This is a genomic window from Microbacterium helvum (assembly GCF_014779795.1).
Classification (GTDB): domain Bacteria; phylum Actinomycetota; class Actinomycetes; order Actinomycetales; family Microbacteriaceae; genus Microbacterium; species Microbacterium helvum.
In genome coordinates, this window is sequence record NZ_JACXZS010000001.1 from 678,680 (window position 1) to 689,004 (window position 10,325).

Below are 10,325 nucleotides of genomic sequence, written 5' to 3' on the forward strand. Positions count from 1 at the left end.
ACGCTATCGGGCGTCGGAGTCCTGTTTCGCGCGCGAGAGGCGGCCGCGCCGCGTGGCCCCCGGCCGCGGCGCGGCCGCGGTCAGATGCGCTCCCTGCGCGTGGGCGGGGTGGCGGGATCGGTCGCGTCGTCGGCGGGCAGATCGTCGCGGCGGTCGTCGATGGTGGCGGCCGTTCGCGGGGCGGGGGTGTCGGCGGTGTCGGAGCGCCGCGGGCCGACGCCGTCCGTCTTCGGCGTGTCGTGCACGTCGTGTCCGTCGACCGTCCGATCGCGATCCTCGGTCGTCGCTGTCGCCCCGGCGTCCTCGCCCGCGTAAGGGTCGACCTCGTCGGCCTTGCGCAGCGTCTCAGCCTGCTTCTGCCGCAGCTGAGCGGCCTCGTCGCGGTGCTCGTCGATGGTTCCCGCACGCCGGTCGGCGTCGATCGCGGCTTCGGCCGCTCGAGCCTTCGCTGCCTCGGCAGCCGCTGCGGCGGCGGCCGCGTCGGCCTTCGCCTGCGCCGCCTGGGCTTCGTGCTCGCGGGCAGCGAGCTCGGTCTCGCGCGCGTCGGCGCGCATGCGCTCCGCCCTGTCGTGCTGATGCTCCTGGCGCCGCGTCCTGCGCCCTCGGGCCGTCAGCAGCAATGCCACGACGACGATCACGAGCACGATCGCGATGCCGACGATGATCCAGATGAGAGTCGTCGTGTCCACGGCTCCTTCTCCCTCCGGCGCTGAAGGGGGTCTCAGCGCCACCTCAGCCAGCGAATCGCCATCCGGTCGCGGCGTACAACCCGTTGCGCCTTCGTCCTCGTTGCGCTAGTCCGACGCCCGATCGTGCGCGCCGATTCGTCGCCTCGCCGGGGCGACCCGACCTCCCCACGCCGGAGCCCGGTGCGTAGGATGAAGATGCTCGCTGGCGCAACTCGCCCCCGTTCCCGGCGCTGAAGGGCATCGCCTTGACCGATATCTCCCGTTCGACCTTCGACGGCGACCCGTCCCGTGACGAAGCGGAGCTGCTGCGCCTGCGGGAGTGCTCGACCGAGCCCATCCGCCTGATCGGCCGCATCCAGTCGCACGGCGGGCTCTTCGGCGTCGACGAACTGACCGGGCAGGTCGTGGTCGCCAGCGAGAACCTCGAGCACTGGCTGGGTCGCGATCTGCGAGAGGCAGGGAGCGAGACGTTCCGGTGGGCCCTCGACCACGGACTCGCCGTCGACCCGGTGCGCGCCGAGTTCGAAGGCGTGAGCTACGACGTCATCCCGCATCCCGGGACGTCTCCGAAGCTGCTGGAGCTCGAGCCCGCCATTCCGGGAATGGATTACGTGCGCACCGGCGTCGTCGGTGCCATCCATCGGCTCTCGACCATCACCGACCCCGACGAGCTGCGTCAGCAGGCAGCGCGAGAGATCAAGGCCGTCACCGGATACGACCGCGTCATGTGCTACCGGTTCCACGACGACGGCCACGGTCAGATCGTCGCCGACGAGCACGAGCCCGACATGGAGTCGTACTTCGGCCTGCACTTCCCGGCCTCCGACATCCCCGTGCAGGCGCGGGCGCTGTACGTCGAGAAGCGCTCGCGGGTCATCGCCGACACCGAGGATCCCGGTGTCGCGCTGAAGAGCCTGCTGCCCGAGGATGCGGTCGTGGACCTCGGGCCGTCGGAGCTGCGCGCGGCGTCACCGCACCATCTGCAGTTCATGCGCAACATGGGCCAGGCATCGACGCTCTCGCTGAGCATCGTCGCGGGCGATCGGCTCGTCGGGATGTTCACGTGTGCGCACCGCACGACGCGGCGGGTTCCCGTGCTGCTCAGACGCGCGCTCGAGGTGCTGGCGACGCACGTGGCGACCCAGCTCGCCGCCGCCGAGCAGATCCGACGGCTGCGGCGCCAGCTCGACGTCCGCGAGCGCCGCATCGCCCTCACCGCGCCCATCTACGGCCGCTCCGACGTGGCGACGGTGCTCATGAGCGGCGACCGCACGGTGCTCGACGTCGTCCCCGCCGACGGAGCTCTCCTGCGCCTCGGCGACACGGTCGCGACGGTGGGCCTCGTCCCGGACCCGGATCGCCTGTTCGCCGTCGTGGACGAGCTCGGCGCCGGCCGCTTCGTCTGGGAGGCGCTGCCCTTGGACCACCCGGAGCTCGCCGTCGAGGTCCCCGGTGTCACGGGGCTGCTCGTCGTCCCGCTCGGCACGGACGGCGACGCGCTGGTGTTCGTCCGCAGTGAAGTGGCCCGGACGGTCGATTGGCTCGGCGACCAGCGTCCGGAGAACCGCGACACCGCTCTATCTCCCCGGCGCTCGTTCTCTCTCTGGCGCGAGAGTGTCACGGGACGGAGCCTGCCCTGGGGCGAGCACGCCCAGGATGCCTATGACCTCGGCGAGGACATCCGCGCCGCCATCGTGGCGCGGACGCAGGCCGAGCTGGCCGAGCTCGCGCTGCGCGACGCCCTCACGGGACTGCACAACCGGCGATTCCTCGACGACCGGCTCGAGGACGTGCTGCAAGGCTCTGAGAAGTCGGTCGCCGTGGTGTTCCTCGATCTCGACGACTTCAAGCTCGTGAACGACACCTACGGGCATGAGGTGGGCGATGCCGTGCTGGCCGCGGTGGGGCGTCGACTGAGCGGCGTCGCCCGCGCCGCCGATGTGGTGGCGCGGTTGGGCGGGGACGAGTTCGTCATCGTCTGCGTGGATGCCGAAGCCGACGACGCGGCGGCCGTGGCCGGACGCGCGCTCGGCGTCCTGCGCGAGCCGATCCTGGTGCGCGACACCGTCGTCAGGATCGATGCCTCGGCGGGCATCGTCGCCGGGCGCGGCCTCGCCCCGGGCGAGCTGCTGGACGCGGCGGACGCCGCGATGTACCGCGCGAAGCGCGACGGAGGCGGGCGACTCTCAGTGTGAGGGCAGTTCGGGCTCGGGGACGATCCGCAGTCCCCCGGACGAGTTCGCGGTGTCCACGAGCTCGTGCAGCCACAGCCGGTTGATCTCCGGCATCGGTCCGTCGTACTCGAATCGCAGCTGCGTCACGGGCGAGATCCACATCGACTGCCGGACGGAGGTCTTCTCGTCGACGAGTGCGAACGACAGGTTCTCGCGGCGACGCAGCTTCGCCATGATGACGAGTTCGATGTGCGCCAGCGTGCGGTCGTCGATGGCGAACGCCGCAGAGGGCGAGCCGTAGTGAAGTGTGCCCACGCTCTGATCCTACGTGTCCCGGGCCGCGCTACCCTGGACACCATGGCGATCGTGAACCGGCTCACCGTGGACGGACGAGACTATTTCCTCCCTGACCCGGTCACGGAGCTCAAGGCGAAGATCCTCGAGGCGATCAAGGCGGGCGGCGGCTACGTCAACGTCCCTCCCCTCCGCGGCGGTCCGGGCGTCGACATCCTCTTCTCGCCGGGCATGCCGGTGACGTGGTCGCAGTTCGAAGTCGGCGAAGCCGGCGGCGCAGCCGATGAGCCGGCCGACGACAACGTCGACTACGACCTCTGATCCGGACGCGGCGGCCGCTGTCGGCGGCTGCCGTATTCAGCGCCGACGGCGCAGGAGCTCGCCCATGTCGCTGACGGCCAGCGGGGCTCCCCACAGGTAGCCCTGGCCCCGTCGACACCGGCGGCTCACCGCACGGGCGAGGTCGGCGATCGTCTCGATCCCCTCGGCGACGACGCGCCAGCCGTGGCCTTCGCTCGTCTCCACCACTGCCGCGATCGCGTCATCCGCCGCCGCGTCGGTGCGCTGGGTCAGGGAACGGTCGAGCTTCACCTCGTCGATCGGCAGCAGCTCGAGCATCTCCACGGTCGTGTCGCCGGCCGCGAAGTCGTCGACCGAGATCGTGACGCCTATGGCCCGCAGCGACTCGATAGCCGACAGCATGGGCGGGCGCAGTTGCGGAGAAGGCGCCTCGGTGATCTCCACCGTCACCACTCGCGGGTCCAGGTCGAGCTCTTCCAGACGTGCCATGACGATGTCGGCGTACCCCGTCGAGAAGTGCGCCGGCGAGGCGTTGACGGCGAGTCCGACGTCGAAGCCCGCCTGACGCCACTGCGCGATGCTCTCCGCAGCGCGTGAGAACACGTGCGCATCCACCTGATCGAGGAACTCTCCACGCTCGGCGAGCGGGATGAAGACATCCGGCGCGATGGGGCCCAGGGTGGAGTGCTCCCAGCGGCAGAGCGCTTCGAGCACGACAGGACCACCGGCCGTGGGCACGTCGCGGACGTCCGGGGGCAGGTCGTACTGGCCTTGAAAGGCGATCGAGAGATCCCCGGCGGCGAGCGCTCCGCGCAGATCACGGGTGAGCTGGGCGGAACTGAGCATGGGACAACCCTTGATCAGAGCACGGTGCGCGCGCAAGCGCAGACAGCGGAAGCCTCGATGCGTATAATGCGTCGGATCGACGGCGAGACCGCTCCCGCTTTCGTCCGGACGCGGGCTACTGTAGAGCCGATGGGCACGCTCACTTATGACTCCCGCGTCACGGCCTCGTTCGACGACCGCATTCTCGCGCACCTGCAGTCCGTCATCTGGGCGAAGCTGCGGCGAGGTGAGTCGTTCCCGTTCACATGGACCGATCCCGCCCGCAGCGGCCTGGGGCGCACCTCGATCTGGCTCAGCCCGAGCGTCTCGCTGACCTTCGAGTACTTCGGTGGACGCCAGCCGCGGCTCAATCCGGCATGGGTGGAGGCGCTGACGAAGTCCGCGAACTCACCGGGCGGCCTGCTGCTCGTCCCCGAGCCGGAAGGGCCGGCTGCGCCCACGGGCGCGAAATAGCCGCCTCCCCCACCTACTGTCAAGGGCCGCCGTCAACGGGGACGGAGACCTAGCGTCGAGGCATGACGCAGCACGTTCACGACCTGGACACCGGCTTGGCCGTCCGCTGGACGAGCCCGGAGCGCGGCGAATGGACCGCCGACCTCAACGGCATGGTGGTCGGCGAGGTCCACCGCGACGAGGGCCGCTACGTGGCGAAGCGGGGCCGACGGACGCTCGGCCGGTACCGCTCTCTCGACGCCGCCCTCGAGGCAGTCGACCACCGCAGCCTGACGACGCTGGAGCCCAGCCGCGCCTGGGCGCTCGTGCTCGTCGGCATCAACGTCGGTATCGTGACCGCGATCTCGCTGGTGGCGACGGCGTTCCTCCGCTGATCCCACGGCAGCGGATGTCGCGGCAGCCTCAGTCCCAGAGACTCGGCGCCGCCTCACGCGTGGAGGGCAGCGCCGCACCGTCAGCCCAGTCCGACACCCAGTCCGGCAGCGGCGGCAGGTCGTCGGGACGGCCGAGAGCGGCGAACAGCTCGTCGGTGTTGACCACCCCGCCGGCCTTGCGGAGGAAGCGGGCGCGCACGATCATCTCGGCGTACACCTCGCCGTCCACAACGGCCCGGTGCATCTGATAGACGGCCTTGTCGTCGTGTCCGTAGAGACGGGACTCGACCGTGAAGCGCTGCCACAGCTGCAGCGACTTGCGGAACGTCACCGTCTCGCTCGCGACCACGGCATACCAGTCACGCTCGTTCATGGCATCCCACAGGCCGGTGCGCACCAGCAGATCGAACCGGCCGAGGTCGAACAGCGACGCATAGCGGCCGTTGTTCATGTGCATCAGCAGATCGATGTCGGTGGGCAGCGTCGTCAGCCGCACGCGCCCGACCGACCTCGGCGGGATGGGGCCGTTGAGGCGCAGCATCGCCTTGGCACGCATGATCGTCAGGAGGGTCCGCCACCACACATTCACGAGGTGCGATCGTAGCGATCGGCGACGCGGATGCCGATTCGATTGCCGATTCCCACAACGGCGGCCGCGGCATCCCTGCGACTTCGTCGACTGCGCGGTGGCGAGAGGCGCGTTTCTGGTAGCAATTGCTCGTGACCAACGCCCATGCCGACACCATGGCCCCGCTCACCGTCGACGACGCGGGTGAGCTGCTCACTCTTCAGCGCGCGGCCTATGCGACCGAGGCGCAGATCTATCGCGACCCCTTTCTGCCCGCCCTCACCCAGACGCTCGGCGAGCTCACGGACGAGCTTCGCGGTCCTGGCCTGGGCATGCGGTGGGGCGATCGGCTCGTGGGGGCGGTGCGGTGGAGCGTCGACGACGGCGTCGCGCATATCGGCAGGCTCACCGTCGCCCCCGACCTGCAGGGGCGCGGCATCGGCACGCGACTGCTTCGCGCGGCCGAAGAGGCCAGCGGGGCGGCGGCGTTCGAACTGTTCACCGGTCACCTCAGCGAGGCGAACATCCGCCTGTACGAGCGCGAGGGATACACGATCGACCGGCGGGAGCCGCTGCATCCCGGCGTCGACCTCGTCTACCTGGTGAAGAGCGCGCGCGGCTGACGACCGTCTCGCTGCCCGGGCAGCACGCGACGGCCGGGCTCGGGCTTCGATCGCACCTCGGCATCCATTCGTCATGCCGCGTTCACCGGACGTTCCCGCGATTTCTCGTCTCGCGGCGAGCCGCGTAGAGTCTCGCCCATGGAAGCCGAAACCCAGACCGACATCGTCGTCCGTCCGGTGCGCGACGTCGACGCCGAGGCCCTCGGGCGCGTCCACGCGACGTGCTGGCACGAGACTTACGACCACCTGATCAGCAAGGCGGCCCTCGAGGCCGTCTCACCCAAGCGCCTCGCAGAGCTGTGGACCCACTGGGCGGTTCAGGGTCCCGAGTTCAAGATGTTCGCCGCTCTGGTGAACGGCGAGATCGTCGGCTTCGCAGGCTCCGGCCCCGCGCGCGACAAGGACGCTCCCCGATTCCGCGAGCTGTACTTCATCTACCTGCTCGACGCGTATCACGGCACCGGCATCGGCCAGAAGCTCTTCGACGCCGTCGTCGAGCCCGCCGAGGGCCTGTACCTGTGGGTCGCCGACGACAACCCGCGCGCGCACCGTTTCTACGCGCGCAACGGCTTCACGCTGGACAGCGCCTCGCACACCGAGCCGTTCCTCGGCGAGACGCTGACCGAGGTGCGCTTCACGCGCTGACCCGTTCGTCACGAGGGGGCGTGTCCGGTTCGCCGGACCCGCCCCCTCGTCGTCACTGCCCTCTCGTCGTCCCTGCACGGCTTGCTTCGCGGAAGGGATGCCGCCGATCCGGCGTCCGCGACGCCGCCGATCCGCAAGACTGGTCGCATGCCCTCGCGCACCCCGCTCACCGTCTGGCCCCTCGAGGGCATCCCCGAGATCGAGGACGGCGCCGATCTCGTCTCTGTCATCGCCGAGGCCGCCGCCGGCCGGCTGCAGGACGGCGACATCCTCGTCGTGACGTCCAAGATCGTGTCGAAGGCCGAGGGGCGCTTCGTCGTCGCCGACGACCGTGAGGACGCGATCACGGCCGAGACGGTGCGGGTGGTGGCATCCCGTCGGACGCCGTCGGGCTTCACGACGCGGATCGTCGAGAACCGCCTCGGCATGGTCTCTGCCGCGGCAGGTGTCGACGCCTCGAACACCCCCGAGGGCACCGTGCTGCTGCTGCCGGTCGATCCGGACGCCTCGGCGCGGGCGATCGCGGGCGGCCTGCGCGAACGGCTCGGCGTCGACGTGGGCGTCATCGTCTCCGACACCCTGGGCCGCGCGTGGCGCGAGGGGCAGACCGACCACGCGATCGGCGCGGGCGGAGTGCTCGTGTTCGAAGACCTCCGCGGTGCGACCGACGCCGAGGGGCGCCCCCTCGTGGTCACCATGCCGTGCGTGGGCGACGAGCTCGCCGCCGCCGCCGACCTCGTCAAGGGCAAGGCCGCGCGCCTTCCGGTCGCGGTCGTGCGTGGCCGGGCCGACCTCGTCGGGCCCCTCGACCTTCCCGGCGCCCGATCGATCGTGCGGCCGCTGGAACGCGACATGTTCCGCCTCGGCGCGGATGAGGCCTATGCCGACGGGTTCGCGGCGGGTGCGGCATCCCTCTCCTCGTCCGAAGGCGGTGTCGGCTCCGCCGACTAGGGTGCAGGGGTGGCGATTCGCACCAAGAACACCCGTGGCAAGGCCGGCACGCAGGCGCCGGCGTTCGACTTCGACGAGGCGGTGGTGCTCGCCGATCTGACCCCGGGCGACGCCGAGGCGTTCGACGCGTTCGTCGGCGTCTCGTACGCGGGCGTCGCGCGCGATGCGTGGGATCTCGCCGTCGGTGACACCGTCGAGGCCTGCCGTATCGAGGGCCTCGAACTCGGCTCGTGGACGCTGCGCGGCACGCACCTGCTCGAGAGCGTCGTCGCCGGCGCGAACGTTCCCGCCGTGTCGGGCGCGCGCAGCGGCTGGCGCGACGTCGAGGTGCGCGACAGCCGGTTCGGCTCGGTCGAGCTCTACGACACCTCGTGGCGGGGCATCCGCTTCACCCGCTGCAAACTCGGGTACGTCAACCTTCGCGCCGCCGAACTGCTCGACATCGCGTTCGTCGACTGCACGATCGACGAGATCGATCTGATGGATGCCGCGGCCCGCCGTGTCTCGTTCGACGACTGCCGCATCGCCACGGTGAACTCCACCGGCGCGAGGCTCACCGACGTCGACCTGCGCGGCGCCGACCTCGGTCAGGTGGTCGGGATCGAGGGGCTGCGCGGCGCGACGATCTCGGCAGAGCAGCTGCAGCTGATGGCTCCCGCGTTCGCCGAACTGCTCGGCCTCAGAGTCGACGCCTGACCCGCGTCGACGCGCGGTCCCCGGTCGTCGAGCGAGCGAACCGAGACGAAACGCGCCCGCCCGTCGAACTGCTAGCGCCCCGACACCTTGCCGAACAGGCGAGCGATGGGGGCGAGCACGAGCGGGCGCGCGGCGACCCATGCGGCCGCGATCACGACAAGCGAGGCCGCGAAGATCCAGAACCCGGTCCAGTTGACCGCGTCCTGTGCGGCGTACATGTGGTTCAGGTTGCGCAGCGCCCCGGTCGCGAACACCAGCACCACATGCACGAAGATGAACAGCACGAAGTACAGCATCACCGGGAAGTGCACCGCTCGCGCCCACTCGACCGGGTAGGCCTTGTTGAGCCCGGCGGCGTTCTTCGGCCAGACGCCCGACATGCGCACACCCGTGAGCGCGGCCAGCGGAGCGGCGAGGAACACGGTCGTGAAGTACGCCAACTGCTGCAGCGAGTTGTAGTTCACCCAGCCGTTCTCGGTGGGCCAGTCCAGCGACGCGTACTGCAGCGCCGCCGACAGCGCATTCGGGAAGACCTCCCACGACGTCGGCACGATCCGCAGCCACTGCCCGGTGACGAACAGCAGCACCACGAAGATGACGCCGTTGACCAACCACAGGATGTCGAGCGATTGGTGGAACCACAGGTTCAGGCTGATCTTGCGGCGCCCGTTGCTGCGCGGCGACCAGAACACCGTCGGCCGCTTCTCGGTGCGTACCGTGAGCCCGGTGCGGATGATCAGCACCATCAGGAACACGTTGAAGAAGTGCTGCCACCCGAGCCACGCCGGGAACCCGACCGGCGCCCCCTCGGGCAGGTGGTACTCGCCCGGGAACGCGGCGAGGAAGTCGACGCCCCACGACGTCGACAGCAGCCACCGCACCGCGAGCACGATCATCGCCGCGGCGTACAGCAGTCCGGCGCCGCCCACGATCACCGCACCCGCCCACTGTCCGCGCGTGAACGGGCCGTAGCGCTTCGGCTCCGGCGCCGGCGCGGACCGAGTCCTGGCGGCCTGACCCGCCCAGACGGTGCGCGGGAACGGCAACGGCTGCGACAGCGGCACGCCCGACGGGGTCGCCCGCTCGACCGGAGTGGTGGATGCCGCGGCCTCCGGCGCGAGCACGGCCGGTGCATCCGCGGCCGCTGTGGCCGCCGCTGCCGCTGCGGGCGCGGCGGCGGGCGTCGCCGATGGCGCGAAGCCTTCCGGCGGCCACGGCTCGCCGCCGGGCACGCGGGGCAGTCCGCGACGCAGCGCCTTCGCACCGGCGGCGCCACCCGGCCGCTCCGCGGTCACAACCTGCGTCACGGCCGCACCCGAACCCGCAGATTCTGCCTGCGGAACGATGGACGCCGTCTGCTCCGCGGTCACTTCCTGCGCCGAACTTGCCGTGCTGGCGACCGAGACTGGCTGCGGAACGTCAGAAGCAGCAGCCGCGGCCGAGGCGGGCGGCCACGGTTCGCCGCCGGGAGTCCGGGGCAGGCCGCGCCGAATCGAGCGGCTACCGGAGGCAGCGACCGTTCCGGTCCGCGAGCTCGTCGAAGGGGCAACGAGCGAGGACGCTTCGACAGCCTCAGCGACCGAGGTGGGCTCAGCGACCGAGGTGGGCTCAGCGACCGTGGCCTCGGTCGCGACGGGAACCCCCGTCGCCGTGGCGGACTCGGCGGCCGCGGCCGCCGCCGCCGCGTCCGCGGCGCCCGGCGCGGCGCCGGC

13 protein-coding genes are annotated in these 10,325 nt (G+C 70.8%); 8 read left to right on the forward strand and 5 right to left on the reverse strand.

What is annotated here, in order from left to right:
• Positions 1 to 80: 80 nt before the first annotated feature.
• The gene (locus tag IF188_RS02995) at positions 81 to 689 is read right to left on the reverse strand and encodes a hypothetical protein (RefSeq protein WP_191170258.1); all 609 of its coding nucleotides are present in this window, start codon (positions 687 to 689) and stop codon (positions 81 to 83) included.
• 245 nt (positions 690 to 934) lie between these two features.
• Here IF188_RS02995 and IF188_RS03000 point away from each other — a divergent pair, with 245 nt between their 5' ends.
• Positions 935 to 2,884 carry a bifunctional diguanylate cyclase/phosphodiesterase gene (locus IF188_RS03000; protein WP_191170259.1) on the forward strand — a complete coding sequence of 650 codons (1,950 nt, stop codon included), beginning with the start codon at positions 935 to 937 and terminating at the stop codon, positions 2,882 to 2,884.
• Here IF188_RS03000 and IF188_RS03005 read toward each other — a convergent pair.
• Positions 2,876 to 3,178, reverse strand: a complete 303-nt coding sequence (locus IF188_RS03005; RefSeq protein ID WP_191170260.1) for a DUF7882 family protein — start codon at positions 3,176 to 3,178, stop codon at positions 2,876 to 2,878. The genes IF188_RS03000 and IF188_RS03005 overlap by 9 nt on opposite strands.
• A 42-nt stretch (positions 3,179 to 3,220) precedes the next feature.
• On the opposite strand from IF188_RS03005, the gene IF188_RS03010 reads away from it, so the two are divergent.
• Positions 3,221 to 3,478, forward strand: coding sequence for a hypothetical protein (locus IF188_RS03010; protein ID WP_191170261.1), 258 nt, complete (start codon positions 3,221 to 3,223; stop codon positions 3,476 to 3,478).
• 36 nt (positions 3,479 to 3,514) lie between these two features.
• Here the strand turns inward: IF188_RS03010 and IF188_RS03015 are convergent, their stop codons facing one another.
• Positions 3,515 to 4,303 (reverse strand): EAL domain-containing protein, encoded by a 789-nt coding sequence (locus IF188_RS03015; RefSeq protein WP_191170262.1) that lies wholly within the window; start codon positions 4,301 to 4,303, stop codon positions 3,515 to 3,517.
• Positions 4,304 to 4,432: 129 nt separating this feature from the next.
• Between IF188_RS03015 and IF188_RS03020 the strand changes: the two genes are divergently transcribed.
• Together IF188_RS03020 and IF188_RS03025 are read left to right on the forward strand one after the other, a co-directional pair.
• A complete protein-coding gene (locus IF188_RS03020; protein WP_191170263.1) occupies positions 4,433 to 4,756 on the forward strand; it encodes a DUF7882 family protein in 324 nt (107 codons plus the stop codon).
• Between the two features lie 62 nt (positions 4,757 to 4,818).
• Entirely contained in the window at positions 4,819 to 5,130 is a 312-nt protein-coding gene (locus IF188_RS03025; protein WP_191170264.1) for a hypothetical protein, read from the forward strand.
• 28 nt (positions 5,131 to 5,158) lie between these two features.
• Here IF188_RS03025 and IF188_RS03030 read toward each other — a convergent pair whose 3' ends face one another.
• Positions 5,159 to 5,719, reverse strand: a complete 561-nt coding sequence (locus IF188_RS03030; RefSeq protein WP_191170265.1) for a thioesterase family protein — start codon at positions 5,717 to 5,719, stop codon at positions 5,159 to 5,161.
• A gap of 131 nt (positions 5,720 to 5,850) precedes the next feature.
• On the opposite strand from IF188_RS03030, the gene IF188_RS03035 reads away from it, so the two are divergent.
• From IF188_RS03035 to IF188_RS20465, 4 genes are all read left to right on the forward strand, one after another.
• On the forward strand, positions 5,851 to 6,321 hold the full coding sequence (locus tag IF188_RS03035) for a GNAT family N-acetyltransferase (protein WP_318152743.1): 471 nt from the start codon (positions 5,851 to 5,853) through the stop codon (positions 6,319 to 6,321).
• Positions 6,322 to 6,459: 138 nt separating this feature from the next.
• Positions 6,460 to 6,966, forward strand: a complete 507-nt coding sequence (locus IF188_RS03040) for a GNAT family N-acetyltransferase (protein ID WP_191170266.1) — start codon at positions 6,460 to 6,462, stop codon at positions 6,964 to 6,966.
• 147 nt (positions 6,967 to 7,113) lie between these two features.
• On the forward strand, positions 7,114 to 7,917 hold the full coding sequence (cofE, locus tag IF188_RS03045; RefSeq protein ID WP_191170267.1) for a coenzyme F420-0:L-glutamate ligase: 804 nt from the start codon (positions 7,114 to 7,116) through the stop codon (positions 7,915 to 7,917).
• Positions 7,918 to 7,926: 9 nt separating this feature from the next.
• Positions 7,927 to 8,613, forward strand: coding sequence for a pentapeptide repeat-containing protein (locus IF188_RS20465; protein WP_191170268.1), 687 nt, complete (start codon positions 7,927 to 7,929; stop codon positions 8,611 to 8,613).
• 71 nt (positions 8,614 to 8,684) lie between these two features.
• On the opposite strand, the gene IF188_RS03055 is transcribed toward IF188_RS20465, so the two are convergent.
• Positions 8,685 to 9,920, reverse strand: a complete 1,236-nt coding sequence (locus tag IF188_RS03055) for a cytochrome b/b6 domain-containing protein (protein WP_318152744.1) — start codon at positions 9,918 to 9,920, stop codon at positions 8,685 to 8,687.
• Positions 9,921 to 10,325: the final 405 nt, after the last annotated feature.

Excerpts from the sequence above, each read along its gene's own strand:
- IF188_RS03025 (WP_191170264.1), top strand. The coding sequence starts at position 4,819 with ATGACGCAGCACGTTCACGACCTGGACACCGGCTTGGCCGTCCGCTGG.
- IF188_RS03015 (WP_191170262.1), bottom strand. The coding sequence starts at position 4,303 with ATGCTCAGTTCCGCCCAGCTCACCCGTGATCTGCGCGGAGCGCTCGCC.
- IF188_RS03020 (WP_191170263.1), top strand. The coding sequence starts at position 4,433 with ATGGGCACGCTCACTTATGACTCCCGCGTCACGGCCTCGTTCGACGAC.
- cofE (WP_191170267.1), top strand. The coding sequence starts at position 7,114 with ATGCCCTCGCGCACCCCGCTCACCGTCTGGCCCCTCGAGGGCATCCCC.
- IF188_RS03040 (WP_191170266.1), top strand. The coding sequence starts at position 6,460 with ATGGAAGCCGAAACCCAGACCGACATCGTCGTCCGTCCGGTGCGCGAC.
- IF188_RS03010 (WP_191170261.1), top strand. The coding sequence starts at position 3,221 with ATGGCGATCGTGAACCGGCTCACCGTGGACGGACGAGACTATTTCCTC.